A 17,079-nucleotide genomic window follows, 5' to 3' on the forward strand; every position below is an offset into this window, starting at 1 on the left:
ATTCGGGAGCCCCACGGCATGAGCGCCAGTGACAAGCACACCACCCACTTCGGCTACCAGGAAGTCCCGGTCGAAGAGAAGGCCTCGCGCGTGGCCCATGTCTTCCACTCGGTGGCGGCCCGCTACGATGTCATGAACGACCTGATGTCGATGGGCATCCACCGCCTGTGGAAGCGGCTGACCATCGAGCGCTCCGGCGTCAGGCCCGGTCACAGCGTGCTCGACATCGCCGGCGGCACCGGCGATCTGACCCGGAAGTTCGCGCGCATGGTGGGCCCCCGCGGACGGGTGGTGCTGGCCGACATCAACGAATCCATGCTGCGGGTCGGCCGCGACAAGCTGCTCGACCACGGCGTCGGCGGCAACGTCGAGTACGTCCAGGCCAACGCCGAGTGCCTGCCCTTCCCCGACAACAGCTTCGACTGCATCACCATCGCCTTCGGCCTGCGCAACGTCACCGACAAGGATGCCGCCCTGCGCTCCATGGCCCGGGTGCTCAAGCCGGGCGGGCGCCTGCTGGTGCTGGAGTTCTCCACGCCGGGCAACCCGCTGTTCTCCAGGGCCTACGACGAGTACTCCTTCCGCCTGCTGCCGAAGATCGGCGAACTGGTGGCCAGCGACGGCGAGAGCTACCGCTATCTGGCCGAGTCGATCCGCATGCACCCCGACCAGGAGACCCTCAAGACGATGATGGAGGCCGCCGGGCTGGAGCGGGTCGAGTACACCAACCTGACCGGGGGCATCGTCGCCCTGCACCGCGGCATCAAGTTATAATGTTATTGCTAGCCGGCCTGGAACGCACCCTGAATGCCCTGCTCGCCCGCGACCCGGCGGCGCCGTCGCGCCTGGCCCGGCTGGCCGGCCAGCGCCTCCTGGTACGCCTGGAGCACCCCGCCCTGGCGCTGGCGATCCACTTCCACCCGGCCGGCCTCGACCTGCTGCGCCCCGACGACACCGACGAGACGGCCCTCGACGAGACGGCCCTCGACGAGGCGGCCTTCGACGCGGTGGTCGAGCTGGATGCCGAGACCCTCGGCGAGTTGCTGGGCGGGGCCTCCGTCGAACGCTTGATGTTCCAGGGCAAGCTCGCCGTGCGGGGGCGCATCCAGCTGCTGGAGGCGACCCGCGACCTGCTGCTCGACCTCGACCTGGACTGGGAGGCGGAGCTCGCCCGCTGGCTCGGCGACATCCCGGCCCATAGCCTGGCCGAGGGGCTGCGCAGCCTCTCCCGCTGGGGCCTGCGCACCCGCCAGGAGTTCTGCGCCGACGTGGGCGAATATGTCTTCGAGGAGGCACGGCTGCTGCCGGGGCGCCACCAGCTCGAGGCGCTGCGTGACCACCTGACCGAGATAGAGATCGCCACCGACCGCCTCGAGGCGCGCCTGGCACGGCTGCGACGCCGCCTGGCCGTGCCGGAGGCGACCCGATGATCCTGCGGCTCACGCGCATCGTCTGGGTGATCACCCGCTACCGGCTCGACACCCTGCTGCCGCTGGAGCGGCTGCCCTGGTGGCTGCGCGGCCTGTTCACGCTCTCGCCGCTGCGCCTGGTGCCGATCGGCGAACGCTCCCGGGGCGTGCGCCTGCGCCTGGCGCTGGAATCGCTGGGGCCGATCTTCGTCAAGTTCGGCCAGATGCTCTCGACCCGCCGCGACCTGCTGCCCGAGGACATCGCCGATGAGCTGCAGCGGCTCCAGGACCAGGTGCCGCCCTTTCCCGGCCACCAGGCCATGGCGCTGGTCGAGGAGGAGCTGGCGATGTCGCTGGAGGATGCCTTCGCCGGCTTCGAGCCCGAGCCGCTGGCCTCGGCCTCCGTCGCCCAGGTGCATGCCGCCCGGCTGCATGGGGGTGAGGCCGTGGTGGTCAAGATCATCCGCCCGGGGATCGAACGCGTGATGCGCCAGGACATGGCGCTGATGTATCGCTTCGCCAGCGTGCTGGCACGGATTCCCGAGGCCCGCCGGCTACGCCCGGTGGAGGTGGTCCGCGACTACGAGGCGACGCTGTTCGACGAGCTCGACCTGACCAAGGAGGCCGCCAACACCTCCCAGCTCAAGCGTAATTTCAAGGGCTCGCCGCTGCTCTACGTGCCGGCCATCCACTGGGGGCTGACCCACCGCCGGGTGATGGTGCAGGAGCGCATCTACGGGGTGCCGGTGGCCGATACCGCGGCGCTGCTCGCCCAGGGCACCGACCTCAAGAAGCTGGCCGAACGCGGCGTGGAGATCTTCTTCACCCAGGTGTTCCGCGACAACTTCTTCCATGCCGACATGCACCCGGGCAACATCTTCGTCTCCTTCGAACATCCCCAGGACCCGCAGTACATCGCCATCGACTGCGGTATCGTCGGCAGCCTGACCCGCGAGGACCAGGACTACCTGGCGCGCAACCTGCTGGCCTTCTTCCACCAGGACTACTACGAGGTGGCGGCGCTGCACATCGAGTCGGGCTGGGTGGGCGAGGGGACCCGGGCCAACGAGTTCGCCGCGGCGATCCGCACCGTGTGCGAGCCGATCCTCGAGAAGCCGCTCAAGGACATCTCCTTCGGCCAGGTGCTGCTGGGCCTGTTCCAGACCGCGCGGCGCTTCAACATGGAGGTCCAGCCGCAGCTGGTGCTGCTGCAGAAGACCCTGCTCAACATCGAGGGTCTGGGCCGCCAGCTCTACCCCGACCTGGACCTGTGGAGCACCGCCAAGCCTTACCTGGAGCGCTGGATGAAGGAGCGCGCCGGCGCCGGCGGCCTCTGGGAGTCGCTCAAGCGACAGGCCCCGGAGCTCTCTCGCCAGCTGCCCGAGCTGCCAGTGCTCGCCCATCAGGCCCTCAATCGTGCCGAGCAAGAACACCGCCAGCGGCGCCATCAGGCCGATGCCTTGGGCGGCATCTCCCGACAGCTGAGCCAGCGGGGCAGGCGCCAGTGGCGACTGCGCCTGGGCCTGCTGCTGGTGGCCGCCGCACTCGTCTGGCAGCCGCTGAGCGAGTGGGCCGCGGGTCAGCCCTGGCCGGCCCTGGCCGCCGCCGCCATAGGCGTGCTGCTGCTGGCCTGGCACTGAGCGCCCGCCCCGCTCTTCCACCCACTGCAACGGAACCTTCACCCATGAGCGATATCCTCGACCGTCTTCACGTTGTGCTCGAAGAACGCCGCCGGGCGGAGCCACAGGATTCCTATGTGGCGGCCTTGCATCACAAGGGACTGAACAAGATACTCGAGAAGGTCGGCGAGGAAGCCACCGAGACCCTGCTGGCGGCCAAGGACGCCGAGCATGGTGACGAGCCGGCACGCCAAGCGTTGATCGCCGAAACGGCCGACCTGTGGTTTCATAGCCTGGTAATGCTCTCGCACCTGGGCCTCGACCACCGCCTGGTCCTGGATGAGCTGGCCCGCCGCTTCGGCGTCTCCGGACACGACGAGAAGGCCGCACGGCAACCCTAGCGTCAACTGGCCCTTCCGGGACCTCCCGGAGCCCCAACCTGAGGAAGCAACTATGTTAGGTGGTATCAGTATCTGGCAGCTGCTGATCGTTCTCGGCATCATCATCCTGATCTTCGGCACCAAGAAGCTGCGCAACGTCGGCGGCGATCTGGGCGGTGCCGTGAAGGGCTTCAAGAAGGCCATGCACGAGGAGGAGAAGGAAAAGGACGAGGGCGAGAAGGCGGATGATCCCCAGTCCCGCGTCAGCCATGACGAGGAGGTCAACACCTACGACGTCAAGGCCGAGCAGAAGGCCCACGACCAGGAAGAGCACCAGGAAGAGCGCAAGTAACCCGCCATGTTCGATATGGGCTTTCTCGAACTGATGCTCATCGGCGTGGTGGGCCTGCTGGTGCTGGGTCCCGAGCGCCTGCCCAAGGCGGCGCGCACCCTGGGGCTGTGGATCGGCAAGATCAAGCGCAGCGTCTCGGGCATGCAGCGCGAGATCAGTGCCCAGCTCGAGGCGGAAGAGCTGCGCCAGAAGCTCAACGAGCAGCAGAAGAAGCTCGACGAGGGCGTCCAGCAGGTCAAGCGTGGCGTGGAGAGCATCGCCGAGGAGGACAGCGGCAAGCGCCCGTCGGCCTCGGCGGGTGACGATACCGGCGAGGCCACGCCGGCCGCCCCTCCCGAGCAGCGGCTCGACGACGCCCTCGCCAGGGCCCGCACGGGCAGCGAGGACGATGAACCCCAGCGCCCCGCCGACGCCTCCACCGCCGACAAGGATTCTGCCCCCCGATGAGCAAGACCGGTGACCCCCAGGAGCAGAACCAGGCCCCGCTGATCGAGCACCTGATCGAGCTGCGCTCGCGCCTGATGCGCGCGGTGATCGCGATCCTGGTGATCTTCCTGGGCCTCTATGCCTTTGCCAACGACATCTACTCCTTCGTCGCCCAGCCGCTGATGGCGCTGCTGCCGGAAGGCTCGCAGATGATCGCCACCGAGGTGGCCTCACCCTTCCTCGCGCCCTTCAAACTGACCCTGGTGGTGGCGGTGTTCGCCGCCATTCCCTATGTGCTGCACCAGGCCTGGGCCTTCGTGGCCCCGGGGCTCTACGACAACGAGAAGGCGCTGGCGCTGCCGATCCTGGCCTCCAGCGTGGCGCTGTTCTACGGTGGCGCCGCCTTCGCCTACTACGTGGTCTTCCCGCTGCTGTTCCAGTTCTTCACCCAGACCGGGCCGGAGAACGTCGCGGTGATGACCGACATCAACCAGTACCTGAACTTCGTCCTCAAGCTGTTCTTCGCCTTCGGAGTGGCCTTCGAGATACCCATCGCCACCTTTCTGCTGATCCTTTCGGGCGCCACCACGGTGGAGAGCCTGTCGAAGAAGCGCCCCTACGTGGTGCTGGGCTGCTTCGTCATCGGCATGCTGCTCACCCCGCCGGACGTGGTCTCCCAGAGCCTGCTGGCGGTACCGATGTACCTGCTCTACGAGGTCGGCCTGCTGTTCGGTCGCCTGGTACGCCGCAAGCGGGAGAAGGACGAGGAAGACCAGGAGCTGTAAGCTGTAAGCCATAAGAAACCCCCAAGGCTCAATGCCCTAGAGGTTTAACTTACAGCTTACGGCTTATCGCTTCCAACTCCCGGCGTAGCCGGGTCAGAGATCCATCAGCTCGTCGACACGCTCGACCAGTTTGAAGATGCCGGTGGCGGCCTCGCTGATGCGCGTGGCCAGCATGTAGGCCGGGGTGGTCACCACGCGATTCTCGAAATCCACCACGATATCCTCGACCCCGCAGCTGCGATGCAGGCCGCCCATGGCACTGATCGCCCCGGCGACACCCGGGTCAAGCCCGACGGTCACGGCGATGCCGGGACCGAGCAGGCGCGGCACCAGCACCGGGCTGATGCACATCAAGCCGATCGGCTTGCGCGCCTCATGGAAACCAGACAGCGCCTCGCTGAGCGCGTCGAGCACCTGCATGCCATCGCCCGCCTCGGTAAAGTTCGAGAGGTTCTTGGCGACACCGAAGCCACCGGGGAAGATGGCCGCATCGAAGTCGTCAGCCTCGAGCTCGTCGAGCGGCGAGATCTCGCCGCGGGCCAGGCGCGCCGACTCGGTCAGCACGTTGCGGCGCTCGCCCTCGGCCACTTCGCCGCGACGATGATCGACGACATGATGCTGCTCGATGTCGGGGGCGAAGCAGCGATAGCCCAGGCCCAGCTGATCGAGGCGCAGCAGGGTCAGGGTGGTCTCGTATATCTCGGCACCGTCCTGCACCCCGCATCCCGAAAGGATGACCGCCACCTGTTTGCTCATGCCTTTCTCCTTGAAGGTAGGCGCCCGGCGAAGCCAGGCCCTGAAATCCGCAAGCCTTCACTTTAGAGAGTCGGCCCGGGTGCGACAAGGCGCGGCTTTCGACGCCGGGCGACACTGATATACTCGAGGCATTCGACTCCCGCTGTCATCAAGCCGTCATCCTGCATCACCATCATGACGGGACGGCGGTCCCGATCCGCATATCCGGAGAGACGCCTTGAGTTTCATGACCCCACGCCAGTTCCCGACCTCGCGCCTGCGCCGCATGCGTCGCGACGACTTCTCGCGCCGCCTGATGCGCGAACACACCCTGACCGCGGCAGACCTGATCTGGCCGGTGTTCGTGCTCGAGGGCGAGGGCCAGCGCGAGGCGGTGGCCTCCATGCCGGGCGTCGAGCGGCTGTCGCTCGACCTGCTGATCGAGGAGGCCCGGGAGGCGTTCGCGCTCGGCATCCCGGCCATCGCCCTCTTCCCGGTGGTGGGCACGGAACTGAAGAGCGAACTGGCCGAGGAGGCCTACAACGCCTCGGGCCTCGTCCAGCGCAGCGTGCGCGCCCTCAAGGAGGCGATCCCCGGGCTCGGCGTCATCACCGACGTGGCGCTCGACCCCTACACCAGCCACGGACAGGACGGCATCCTCGACGAGGCGGGCTACGTCCACAATGACCGCACCGTGGAGACGCTGCTCAAGCAGGCGCTCTCCCACGCCGAGGCCGGCGCCGATGTGGTGGCGCCCTCGGACATGATGGACGGGCGCATCGGCGCGATCCGCCATGTGCTGGAGCAGGAGCAGCTGGTCAATACCCGGATCATGGCCTATAGCGCCAAGTACGCCTCGCGCTACTACGGCCCCTTCCGCGACGCCGTGGGCTCCGCCGGCAATCTGGGCAAGGCCAACAAGACCACCTACCAGATGGACCCGGGCAACGGCGACGAGGCGCTCCACGAGGTGGCCCTGGACCTGGCCGAGGGGGCCGACATGGTGATGATCAAGCCCGGCATGCCCTACCTGGACGTGGTGCGCCGGGTGAAGGACGAGCTCAAGGTGCCCACCTTCGCCTACCAGGTGAGCGGCGAGTATGCCATGCACATGGCCGCCTTCGAGAACGGCTGGCTGGAAGCGGACGCGGTGATCCTCGAATCGCTGCTCTGTTTCAAGCGCGCCGGCGCCGACGGCGTGCTGACCTACTTCGCCAAACGGGCTGCCAGGCTGCTCGCGACGACATAGACGACGGGAGGGATAGCGCCTTTCCGCCCGACGACAGGGAAATCCCATGGAAGAGACACGCGGTCCCGACCGGCAGCCCGACACGCCCACGCCTGCGCGGGGCGGCGAGCCCCCCGAGCCGCCCACCCCGCGGCTGAACCAGACCCGCACCGGCATCAAGCCCAAGGCGCTGCCAGACCCGGAGGCGGACCTGGCCGACCCCGGGCTCTACTTCAACCGCGAGCTCTCCCATCTACAGTTCAACGTCCGGGTCCTGGAACAGGCCCTGGACGAGGCCCATCCGCTGCTCAACCGGCTGATGTTCCTGCTGATCTTCTCCTCCAACATGGACGAGTTCTTCGAGATACGCGTGGCGGGCCTCAAGAACCAGGTCCTGCTCGACGATGACTCCACCGGCGCCGACGGCCGTTCGCCCCGCTCGGTGCTGGCCGAGATCGCCCAGATTGCCCATGCCCAGGTGGCGCGCCAGTACCAGATCCTCAACGAGGTCCTGATTCCCGCCCTGGAGGCCCAGCGGCTGCGCTTCCGCCGCCGCGGCGACTGGTCCGAGGCCCAGCGCGCCTGGGTGCGTGACTACTTCGAAACCGAGATCATGCCGGTGATCAGCCCCATCGGCCTGGACCCTTCCCACCCCTTCCCGCGCCTGGTCAACAAGAGCCTCAACTTCATCGTCCAGCTGGAGGGCAAGGACGCCTTCGGCCGCGAGGGAGGCCTGGCCATCCTGCCGGCCCCCCGCTCACTGCCGAGGGTGATCGCCCTGCCCGAGGCGCTTTGCGAGGCGGGCTTCAGCGAGTACGTCTTCCTCTCCTCGATGATCCATGCCCATGCCGAGGAGGTCTTTCCCGGCATGACGGTCCTCGGCTGCTACCAGTTCCGGCTGACCCGCAACGCCGACCTCTCCGTGGATCCCGACGAGGTCTCCGACCTCGCCTCGGCGCTGCGCGGCGAGCTGCTGTCGCGGCGCTACGGCAGTGGGGTCCGGCTGGAGGTGGCCGACAACTGCCCCGACGAGCTGGCCGAGTTCCTGCTCAGGCAGTTCCAGCTCGAGAAAGCGGACCTCTTCCGGGTCAACGGCCCGGTGAACCTGACGCGCATGATGTCGGTGCTGGGCGACGTGGAGCGTCCCGAGCTGCTCTACCGCCCCTTCACCCCCGGCCTGCCCAAGTCACTGCGCAAGGCCGACAGCGTGCTGGCCGCGATCACCGATGGCGACATCCTGCTCCACCACCCCTTCCAGTCCTTCTCGCCGGTGGAGGAGATGCTCGGGGAGGCCGCCCGGGACGCGGACGTGCTGGCCATCAAGCAGACCCTCTACCGCACCGGCGCCGACTCGCCCATCGTCAACGCCCTGGTCGAAGCCGCCGGCAACGGCAAGGAAGTCACGGTGGTGATCGAGCTGCGGGCACGCTTCGACGAGGCCGACAACCTGGCCCTGGCCTCGCGCCTTCAGGAAGCCGGGGCCATCGTCATCTACGGGGTGATGGCCTACAAGACCCACGCCAAGATGATGCACATCGTGCGTCGTGAACGAGGCAAGCTGCGCCACTATGCCCACCTGGGCACCGGCAACTATCACTCGCGGACCGCCAAGCTCTACACCGACTACAGCCTGCTCACCGCCGACCCCGTGCTCTGCGCCGACGTGCACAAGGTCTTCCAGCAGCTCTCGGGCATGGGCCGGGCCCGGCATATCGAGCAGCTGCTGCACGCCCCCTTCACCCTGCACGAGCAGATGGTGGCCCGAATCGACCGGGAGGCCGAGCATGCCCGCAAGGGCAAGCGCGCCCACCTGATCATCAAGTGCAACTCGCTCACCGAGCCGAAGCTGATCCAGGCCCTCTACCGGGCCTCCCGGGCCGGGGTGGAGTGCGACCTGATCATCCGCGGCATGTGCTGCCTGCGCCCGGGCATTCCCGGCATCTCGGAGAACATCCGGGTGCGCTCGATCATCGGCCGCTTCCTGGAACACACCCGGGTGTTCCATTTCCACAACGATGGCAAGCCGGAGACCTGGGGCTCGAGCGCCGACTTCATGGCGCGCAACATGTTCCATCGGGTGGAGACCTGCTTCCCGCTGCTGGACAGGAAGCTGGCCGCCCGGGTGCGCAAGGACCTCGAGACCTACCTGGTGGACAACTGCCAGAGCTGGCTGCTGCGCAGCGACGGCCTCTACGTCAAGCAGCAGCCCGGCGGCGCGGCCCCGATCAGCGCCCAGGAGACCCTGCTCTTCGCCTATGCCGCCAGGGCGTGAGCGAAGCTGGAAGCTGGAAGCTGGAAGCTGGAAGCTGGAAGCTGGAAGACAGCAGGATCTCGGAAAGCAGAAACCAACACCCCCGCAGCTGAGCTGCGGGGGTGTTCTTCTTCAAGCTTCCAGGCGCGAAGCGCCGCTCTTCCAGCTTTCGGCTTTCTTTACACGGCGATCTGACCGCCGTCTTCCCTCTGGATCACCACCGTGGAAGCCCGCGGGCGAACGCTGCCTTCAGTGGTATGGGTGGCATCCTCGGATGCCGGCCAGTTGCCCGGGTGCTGGATGTTGATGAACAGCGCGGTCTTGTCCGGCGTGGCGAAGATGCCGGTCACCTCGGAGCCGTTGGGCCCCACGGCGAAGCGCTTGAGCTGCTGCTGGTTGCCGGCGTTGACCACCGCGGCACCGTCACCCGTTTCCAGGCCGTTGGGCACCACCGCCAGGACCTGATCGTTGGTGTCGTCGGCAACACCCGCGTAGCCGTTGTCGGTCTGGATCCACAGGATGCCATCGCCGTTGCCACGATCGTCGTACCAGAGGCCGTCGGGGCTGGCGAACTGGTTGAGCTCGGTCAGGCCGGAGAAATTGTCGGCATCCGACGCGGCGGCACCGAACACGAACACCTCCCAGTCGAAACGGGCGACGTCATCGCCATCCCGCCAGCGAATGACCTGGCCGGCACCGTTCTCGGCACGCGGGTTGGGGGCGTTGACCGGTGCGGTGGCGAAGCCCACGCCTGTCTCGGTGACGTCGCTGCCACCGTTGGTGTAGGTGGGCTCGCTACCCTCGGCGGTGCGCTGACTGTTGTTGGTCAGGGTCATGTAGACATCGCCCGAGGTCGGGTCCACGGCGCCCCACTCGGGACGGTCCATGGGCGTCGCGCCCATCAGGTCGGCGGCATCACAGGTGTGGATGAGGATGCCGGCCGTGTCATCGGCCGCCAGGCTCAGGGCCTCGTGCAGGAGCCGGCCATCGCGGGTCCTGGCAGCCGGGGTCAGCGGCAGCCACTCGCCGCGGCCGTCGGCATCGAAGCGCGCCACGTACAGGGTGCCCTCATCCAGGTACTTGGCGCCGATCGCCAGGCGGTCGATATTGGCGCCCGGGCGGTTGGCATCGGCGGGACTCCAGGTCGCCCTGGAGACATACTTGTAGATGTACTCGTTGCGCGAGTCGTGGCCGGAGTAGAAGACCACCGGCTCGCCCGGCACCAGCTTGCCCAGCCAGCAGCCTTCGTGGCGGAAGCGGCCCATGGCGGTGCGCTTGACGGCGCGGCGGCTGCCGTCGTAGGGGTCGACCTCGACCTGATAGCCGTAGGTACGGGCCTCGTTGCGGTAGTCGCCGGTGGCGTCGGCGGCGTGAGGGGTGGTGTCGAAGCGCGCGAACTCGTCGCTCTGCTCGACGGCATCGCCGGCGGCGGTCTCCCAGCCATAGCGGCCGCGGCCGCTGGCGATCCCCAGACGCTCATCGTCCAGCTGGCGGTCGGCGTTGCGCACGAAGTAGCCGGGCCAGTTCTCCTCGCAGGCCAGGTAGGTGCCCCAGGGCGTATAGCCGTTGCCGCAGTTGTTGGAGGTCCCGCGCGCCAGCAGACCCTCCGGGGAAAACTTCGTCCTGGCATAGTCGCTGCCAGCCACCGGGCCGCCGAGTTCCATTGCAGAGGCGTTGGTAATGCGGCGGTTGTAGGGTGAGTCGACCACGTGGGTCCAGCGGCCATCGGCCTGCTTCTTCACGTGCACGACGGCGACACCATGGGCATTGATCTCGGTGCGCACCTCGTCGGCCGGCCTCTGGCCCTCATCGGCATTGGTCGGGCCACCCTGGGGCGCCCAGAGGGCGCTCTGATCGATGTACTCGTGGTTGATGGCGAGCAGGAATTCCCGGGACTCGCTGCCCTTGTTCAGCGGAAAATGGTACATGCCGTCGTGGTGCATCCCGAGGGCGTTGGCCTGGATCTCCGGGGTCATCTCGAGATCCTCGCGCCACTCGGGAACGTCACTGGTGAGCCGCGCGCCCCAGGGAATCAGCACCTGGGCCGTATAGCCCTCGGGCACCACGACGCCATCGAGTTTCGCGCCACGAATGGACTCGAACGCCAGCGTCAGGGGCTTCTTTCCCGGCGCGCTGGCGCCCTTTATGCCGGTTCGGGCATCCGAGCCGGCCATGGCGCTCGCCGCGCCGAATCCCATCACCGACACGGCGGCGAGGCCCAGGCCACCCCGCATCATGTCACGACGCGACACGTGCTTGCCCAGAACGGAAGAAAATGGCTCGTTCCCGCTGCGGTTGAAGTTACGATGATCCTCGATTTCCTTGCTCATGATCCTGCACCTCGGCGAGTTGATGACGGCCGACAGGCCACCTTGTCGATACCGAGCTCCAGACTAGAGAAGGGAGTTGACAAAAATGTGAAGGCTTGCCGTCAACCCCTGCGGAACGCCTCGAGGTCGTGGAGATCGAGCCCGGATACGCGCTCGGGCAGGCCATGCTCGCGACGAGCGGCGCGCACCACCTCGCGCTCGGCGAGCAGTTCGGCATCGTCGTCCAGGGTGCGGCCGTTGAGCTCGGCGAGCTGGGCCATGCCCTGGTGGTAGAAGGCGAGCACCGCCAGCGCCGTGTCGTGGCCCTCTGCCATGCCGCGGCGCAGCGCTGGCAGGTAGCCGCTGACCCGGGACAGCCGGTGCTTGAGCTGCCAGACATAGCGCATCTCGGTCATCCAGGGGCGCTCGCGCAGCACCACGAACACCAGGCTGGTCGCGACCAGCCCCAGCAGCACGCCCAGTACGTTTAACCAGAAACCGCCATCGAAGGCAGCCTGCAGCAGCTGCGAGAACACCAGCCCGCAGACGATCAGCTGGCCGGCCATGGCCAGGCTGATCAGCTTGCCCTTGCGGCGATAGGCCTCGGGGTCGTGGTCTTCGAACTGGAACGGCATGGGCCCTCCGGGCGGCGAGTCGGCAATCGACGACATTATCCCGACATCGCCCCCCGCGGTACAGGGCTAACGCAGACGCTCCGCGGCCGTGAGCAGCAGGTGCTCGGTGGTCTCCCAGCCGATGCAGGCGTCGGTGACCGAGACCCCATGGCGCAGCCGGCCCGGATCCAGCGGCTGCTTGCCCTCGTGGAGATGGCTCTCCAGCATCAGCCCCGCCAGCGCCGTCTCGCCGGCCTGGCGCTGGGCCAGCACGTCGAGCAGCACCTCGCTCTGGCGGCGGTGGTCCTTGCGGGCGTTGGCGTGGCTGCAGTCGACCATCAGCCGCGGCGACAGGCCGGCGTCCTCCAGGGCGTGGCGCGCCGCCTGGACATGGGCGGCCTGGTAGTTGGGCTCGCCGTAGCCGCCGCGCAGCACCAGCTGGGTGTGCGGGTTGCCGTCGGTCTCCGCCACCACCGGGCGCCCGTCCTCATCCAGCCCGAAGTGGCTGTGCGGATGCGCCGCGGCGCGCATGGCGTCCAGTGCCACGCCGATGTCGCCGCCGGTAGCGTTCTTGAAGCCCACCGCCGCATCGAGGCCGCTGGCCAGCTCGCGGTGCAGCTGCGACTCGGTGGTGCGGGCCCCGATGGCCACCCAGGAGAGCAGGTCCTCCAGGTAGGGCGCCAGCATGGGCTGCAGCAACTCGGTGGCCACCGGCAAGCCCAGCTCGGCCACCTCGCGCATCAGCCGACGCGATACCTCGAGGCCGCGGGCCATATCGTCTGAACCATCCAGATCGGGATCATAGGCCAGTCCCTTCCAGCCCACGGTGGTGCGCGGCTTCTCCACGTAGACGCGCATTACCGGCAGCAACCGGTCCTCGACCTGGGGCGCCAGGGCGGCCAGGCGGCGGGCGTACGCCAGGGCCGCCTCGGGATCGTGGATGGAGCAGGGGCCGACCACCACCAGCAGGCGGCCGTCGTGGCCGGCGAGGATCTCGTGGATGGCCTGGCGCTGGGCCTCGATCCGGGCCGCCAGCTCGGGAGAAAGCGGCAGCTCGCGGCGCAACTCACCGGGGGTGGGCAGCGGCCGGGCCGGGTTGGCGGCACGGCGCAGGGGCTCGGTCAGGGGGGCGGCAGCAAGGGAAGCGTTCATGGCGTCATCAACTCCGGGTAGCGGTCATACATCGTGTCGGTCGGGTGCCACCGATCTCGCTACGGCCGGGCGTGGCGGAGTGAGCCGACCGCAGCTCGCTAAATCGCCAGTAGCCGTAATAACCCGCGAAGCCTGGGGTCTGGCGGATGGCGATGGATGCGATCATGGTCTCTCTCCTGGATATCATCTGTGTGGTCGTGTGGTGTGAAACGCAGAACCCCCGGGCGGGGCTGCCGTCCGGGGGTTCTGGCGGAGGCGGCCCTGGTGGGGAGTGCCTCCGGCGATGTCGCGTCTTGCGCTCAGGACATGGCCACGGGCACCCCGGGGATAAACCAGTAGCCAAACCAATAGCCGCGCACTGCGAACGCCCCACTGCCATTGCGGGCAACGCGAAAAGCGGGCTGTGTGCGGTGAATCATGGTCATGGGTCGCTCCTGAGGTCTCGTCTCATCCTGCCGCATTGCCACATGCCTGGCAAGGGCCGGCCGCTCAGCCGGCGAACAGCTGCAACCAGCCGATGGTGGCCGGCAGGCAGCTCATGGCCACCAGCACCACCAAGCCCAGCACCACCGACAGCAGGCCGCTGTCGTCCTTGAAGTTCGTGTCGTGTCCCGCCATGTGTCACTCCTCCGGATCGTGTCAGGGTAGGACCGCATTCTAGCGAAGATGTCGCCACACGGCACGGCACCGATGGTCGCAGACTCAGCGCAGGTGGCGTCCGCCGTCCACGGGTAGCGTCACACCGGTGACGTAGCGATTGTCGAGCAGGTAGCGCAGGCTCTGATAGATCACCCCGGGGCCGGGGATCATCTCCATCGCCGACTTGGCGCGGGCCTTCTCGGCGTAGGCCTCGTCATCGCCCTCGTTAAGCATGATCATTGCCGGGGCGATGGCATTGACCTGAATCGCCGGGGCATACATGGCGGCAAAGGACAGCGTCAGGTTGTCCAGGCCCGCCTTGGTGGCGGCGTAGGCGGCATGTTTCCTGGAGCCCTTCTGCACCACATAGTCGGTCATGTGCACGATGTCGCGCTGGGGCTCGCTGCACGCCTCGAGCAGCGCCCGGGCGTGCAGGTTGATCAGGTAGGGCGCCAGCATGTGGATGCGAAACAGCCGCTCGAAGGTGGCCCCCGCCTCGGGGCCGCTGGCGTCCGGCGCCCAGGCGCTGGCGTTGTGGACGATGGCCCGCAGCGAGGTCGTCTCAGCCCTGAGCCGGTCGAGGAACGCCAGGATGCCCGCCTCCGTCGAGAAGTCGGCCGGCAGGGTGACGATGCCCCGCTCACGCAGCGCATCGAGCTCGGGGCGCTCGCGGCGATAACTGATGATCACTGGGTGGCCATCGTCGACCAGGCGCTCGGCACAGTGGCGACCCAGCCGCTGGGCACCACCGGTGATCAGGATCGGTGAGGCGCTCAAGACCGCTCCTCCCGCACCAGACTGCCCGCGGTGGGCACGATGGGATCCCGAGGCGCATAGGCGAAGACATCCGAGAAGACCCGCGAGGGCACAAGCCCCAGCGAGGCGAGCACGTCGACGCAGGCATAAACCATGCCCGGTGAACCGGAGACATAGACGTCATGCCCCGAGACATCATCGAGGGTCGTCGCCAGGGCCTGATCGATGCGGCCACGGTGGCCGATGACCCGCTCCCCTGTCACGGCTTCCTCGGGCGCGACCTCGGTCACGGCATGGAAGCGGACATTGGCATGCCCTTCCGCCCACGCCCGGGGCAGGCGCTCCAGGTAGAGATCGCGACGCTCGCGGGCCGCCCACCAGAGGTCGATCTCGCGCGCCGGGTCGGCATGCAGCGCCGCCTCGACGATCGCCTTCATCTGGGCGAAGCCGGTACCGGCAGCGATCAGCAGCAGGGGGCGCGTGCTGTCCGGGTCGATTATGCAGTCGCCACCGGGCAGGCGCAGGGTCAGTCGCTCGGCCACTTGCATCAGCTCGCGCAGCCGGGCGGAGTTCTCGCGCTCCGGCCAGTGCTGGATGTGAAGCTCGATGGTGCCATCGCCGGCATGAGCGTGGGCAATGGAGAACGGCACCCATAGGCCCTCCTCCAGCTTCAGTTCCAGATACTGGCCGGGATCATGGGCCACGGCCTCGGGCCGGCCCTCCAGCTGGACGCGGAAGACGTCCGGAGTGAGATCCTCGACCTCGGTGACCAGGCAGGTCAGGGTCCTTGGCGTCATGAAAGCCTCATGCAGTTGTCAAAACGTCGTGTTGTCGGGGCATTCGATGCCCAGCTCGTTCCAGCGCTCGCTGACGCGGGCCTTGACGGCCGCGTCCATGACGATGGGCGTGCCCCACTCGCGATCGGTCTCGCCGGGCCACTTGCAGGTAGCATCCAGGCCCATCTTGGAGCCCAGCCCGGCCACGGGGGAGGCGAAGTCCAGGTAGTCGATGGGCGTGTTCTCCACCATCACGGTATCCCGGGCGGGGTCCATGCGCGTGGTGATGGCCCAGATCACGTCCTTCCAGTCGCGGGCGCTGACGTCGTCGTCGAGCACCACGACGAACTTGGTGTACATGAACTGGCGCAGGAAACTCCACACCCCCATCATCACCCGCTTGGCATGGCCCGGGTACTGCTTCTTCATGGTCACCACCGCCATGCGGTAGGAGCAGCCTTCCGGCGGCAGGTAGAAGTCGACGATCTCGGGGAACTGGCGGCGCAGGATGGGCACGAAAACCTCATTGAGCGCGAGACCCAGGATCGCCGGCTCGTCGGGTGGCCGGCCGGTGTAGGTGGAGTGGTAGATGGCGTTCTCGCGCTGGGTCATGCGCGTCACCGTGAACACCGGGAAGGTCTCGACCTCGTTGTAGTAGCCGGTATGGTCGCCGTAGGGGCCCTCGGGCGCCATGTCGTCGGGGTAGATGAACCCTTCTAGGATGATCTCGGCGGAGGCCGGCACCTGGAGGTCGGCATGGCCGCAGTTGACCAGCTCGGTGCGCGAGCCACGCAGGAGGCCGGCGAAGGCGTACTCGGAGAGGCTGTCGGGCACCGGCGTCACGGCCCCCAGGATGGTGGCCGGGTCGGCGCCCAGCGCCACCGCCACCGGGAAGGGCTCGCCGGGGTGTTCCTGCTGGAACTCCTGGAAATCCAGGGCGCCGCCGCGATGGGAGAGCCAGCGCATGATCAGGCGGTTGCGGCCAAGCTTCTGCTGGCGATAGATTCCCAGGTTCTGGCGGGACTTGTGAGGCCCCTTGGTGATTACCAGGGGCCAGGTGACCAGCGGCGCGGCGTCGCCCGGCCAGCAGTGCTGGATCGGCAGGCGGTCGAGGTCGACCTCCTCCCCCTCGTAGGCGAGCGCCTGCACCGGCGCCGAGCGCACCGTCTTGGGGCTCATGCTCATCACCTGCTTGAAGATCGGCAGTTTGCTCCAGGCGTCGCGGAACCCCTTGGGCGGCTCGGGCTCTTTGAGGAAAGCGAGCAGCTCGCCCACCTCGCGCAGCGCGGCGACCGAGTCCTGGCCCATGCCCATGGCCACCCGCCTGGGCGTGCCGAAGAGGTTGCCGAGCAGCGGCATGGTGTGGCCCTTGACGTTCTCGAACAGCAGCGCCGGGCCCCCGGCGCGCAGGGTGCGATCGCAGATCTCGGTGATCTCGAGGTAGGGGTCGACCTCGGCGGTGATGCGCTTGAGCTCGCCCTGGGCCTCGAGCATCGCGATGAACTCGCGCAGGTCCTTGTACTTCATTCGGATTTCCCGGTTCCAGAATGACGAAAGGGGCAGCATAGCATGCCCCTTGAATACGTCTGCTGTGTTGCCATGGCAAGCGGCGGCGGGGACAGGCCGGAGAGGGGGTCCTATGCCAGGG

General features: G+C 67.6%; 18 protein-coding genes. 9 read left to right on the forward strand and 9 right to left on the reverse strand.

Annotated elements, in window-relative coordinates:
• Positions 1-18 precede the first annotated feature (18 nt).
• From ubiE to tatC, 7 genes are read left to right on the forward strand one after another with little or no spacing between them, the layout of a single operon-like run.
• Entirely contained in the window at positions 19-774 is a 756-nt protein-coding gene (gene ubiE, locus OP498_RS04980; protein WP_280546331.1) for a bifunctional demethylmenaquinone methyltransferase/2-methoxy-6-polyprenyl-1,4-benzoquinol methylase UbiE, read from the forward strand.
• A complete protein-coding gene (locus tag OP498_RS04985; RefSeq protein WP_280552823.1) occupies positions 774-1,430 on the forward strand; it encodes an SCP2 sterol-binding domain-containing protein in 657 nt (218 codons plus the stop codon). Before ubiE ends, OP498_RS04985 begins: the two co-directional genes overlap by 1 nt.
• Positions 1,427-3,049 carry a ubiquinone biosynthesis regulatory protein kinase UbiB gene (ubiB, locus tag OP498_RS04990; protein ID WP_280552824.1) on the forward strand — a complete coding sequence of 541 codons (1,623 nt, stop codon included), beginning with the start codon at positions 1,427-1,429 and terminating at the stop codon, positions 3,047-3,049. The genes OP498_RS04985 and ubiB overlap by 4 nt, the downstream gene beginning before the upstream one ends.
• 44 nt (positions 3,050-3,093) lie before the next feature.
• Positions 3,094-3,429 carry a phosphoribosyl-ATP diphosphatase gene (locus OP498_RS04995; RefSeq protein WP_280546335.1) on the forward strand — a complete coding sequence of 112 codons (336 nt, stop codon included), beginning with the start codon at positions 3,094-3,096 and terminating at the stop codon, positions 3,427-3,429.
• Between the two features lie 52 nt (positions 3,430-3,481).
• The gene (gene tatA / locus OP498_RS05000) at positions 3,482-3,760 is read left to right on the forward strand and encodes a Sec-independent protein translocase subunit TatA (RefSeq protein WP_280552825.1); all 279 of its coding nucleotides are present in this window, start codon (positions 3,482-3,484) and stop codon (positions 3,758-3,760) included.
• A 6-nt stretch (positions 3,761-3,766) separates the two neighbouring features.
• Complete coding sequence (gene tatB / locus OP498_RS05005) at positions 3,767-4,207, forward strand: Sec-independent protein translocase protein TatB (RefSeq protein ID WP_280546338.1); 441 nt, start codon at positions 3,767-3,769, stop codon at positions 4,205-4,207.
• Positions 4,204-4,971 carry a twin-arginine translocase subunit TatC gene (tatC, locus tag OP498_RS05010; RefSeq protein ID WP_280546339.1) on the forward strand — a complete coding sequence of 256 codons (768 nt, stop codon included), beginning with the start codon at positions 4,204-4,206 and terminating at the stop codon, positions 4,969-4,971. The genes tatB and tatC overlap by 4 nt, the downstream gene beginning before the upstream one ends.
• 93 nt (positions 4,972-5,064) lie before the next feature.
• Here the strand turns inward: tatC and elbB are convergent, their stop codons facing one another.
• A complete protein-coding gene (elbB, locus tag OP498_RS05015; protein WP_280546340.1) occupies positions 5,065-5,727 on the reverse strand; it encodes an isoprenoid biosynthesis glyoxalase ElbB in 663 nt (220 codons plus the stop codon).
• A gap of 217 nt (positions 5,728-5,944) precedes the next feature.
• On the opposite strand from elbB, the gene hemB reads away from it, so the two are divergent.
• Together hemB and ppk1 are read left to right on the forward strand one after the other, a co-directional pair.
• Complete coding sequence (gene hemB, locus OP498_RS05020; RefSeq protein WP_280546342.1) at positions 5,945-6,955, forward strand: porphobilinogen synthase; 1,011 nt, start codon at positions 5,945-5,947, stop codon at positions 6,953-6,955.
• Between the two features lie 46 nt (positions 6,956-7,001).
• Positions 7,002-9,206: a polyphosphate kinase 1 gene (gene ppk1, locus OP498_RS05025; RefSeq protein WP_280546343.1), complete on the forward strand. Its 2,205-nt coding sequence runs from the start codon at positions 7,002-7,004 to the stop codon at positions 9,204-9,206.
• 158 nt (positions 9,207-9,364) lie between these two features.
• Here ppk1 and OP498_RS05030 read toward each other — a convergent pair whose 3' ends face one another.
• The 8 genes from OP498_RS05030 to ubiD all read right to left on the reverse strand — a co-directional run bounded on the left by OP498_RS05030 (position 9,365) and on the right by ubiD (position 16,958).
• A complete protein-coding gene (locus OP498_RS05030; RefSeq protein ID WP_280546344.1) occupies positions 9,365-11,515 on the reverse strand; it encodes a PhoX family phosphatase in 2,151 nt (716 codons plus the stop codon).
• A gap of 101 nt (positions 11,516-11,616) precedes the next feature.
• Positions 11,617-12,129 (reverse strand): DUF3087 family protein, encoded by a 513-nt coding sequence (locus OP498_RS05035; protein ID WP_280546346.1) that lies wholly within the window; start codon positions 12,127-12,129, stop codon positions 11,617-11,619.
• A 66-nt stretch (positions 12,130-12,195) separates the two neighbouring features.
• Positions 12,196-13,260: a 3-deoxy-7-phosphoheptulonate synthase gene (locus OP498_RS05040; protein WP_280546347.1), complete on the reverse strand. Its 1,065-nt coding sequence runs from the start codon at positions 13,258-13,260 to the stop codon at positions 12,196-12,198.
• 299 nt (positions 13,261-13,559) lie between these two features.
• Positions 13,560-13,685: a hypothetical protein gene (locus tag OP498_RS05045; protein ID WP_280546348.1), complete on the reverse strand. Its 126-nt coding sequence runs from the start codon at positions 13,683-13,685 to the stop codon at positions 13,560-13,562.
• A gap of 64 nt (positions 13,686-13,749) precedes the next feature.
• The gene (locus OP498_RS05050; RefSeq protein WP_280546349.1) at positions 13,750-13,878 is read right to left on the reverse strand and encodes a hypothetical protein; all 129 of its coding nucleotides are present in this window, start codon (positions 13,876-13,878) and stop codon (positions 13,750-13,752) included.
• Between the two features lie 84 nt (positions 13,879-13,962).
• Positions 13,963-14,676, reverse strand: a complete 714-nt coding sequence (gene folM, locus OP498_RS05055) for a dihydromonapterin reductase (RefSeq protein WP_280546350.1) — start codon at positions 14,674-14,676, stop codon at positions 13,963-13,965.
• Positions 14,673-15,452 (reverse strand): NAD(P)H-flavin reductase, encoded by a 780-nt coding sequence (locus OP498_RS05060; protein ID WP_280546351.1) that lies wholly within the window; start codon positions 15,450-15,452, stop codon positions 14,673-14,675. Before OP498_RS05060 ends, folM begins: the two co-directional genes overlap by 4 nt.
• An 18-nt stretch (positions 15,453-15,470) precedes the next feature.
• The gene (gene ubiD / locus OP498_RS05065) at positions 15,471-16,958 is read right to left on the reverse strand and encodes a 4-hydroxy-3-polyprenylbenzoate decarboxylase (RefSeq protein WP_280546352.1); all 1,488 of its coding nucleotides are present in this window, start codon (positions 16,956-16,958) and stop codon (positions 15,471-15,473) included.
• Between the last annotated feature and the right edge of the window lie 121 nt (positions 16,959-17,079).

Source organism: Halomonas sp. 25-S5 (assembly GCF_029889845.1).
In the GTDB taxonomy this organism is placed as follows: Bacteria; Pseudomonadota; Gammaproteobacteria; order Pseudomonadales; family Halomonadaceae; genus Halomonas.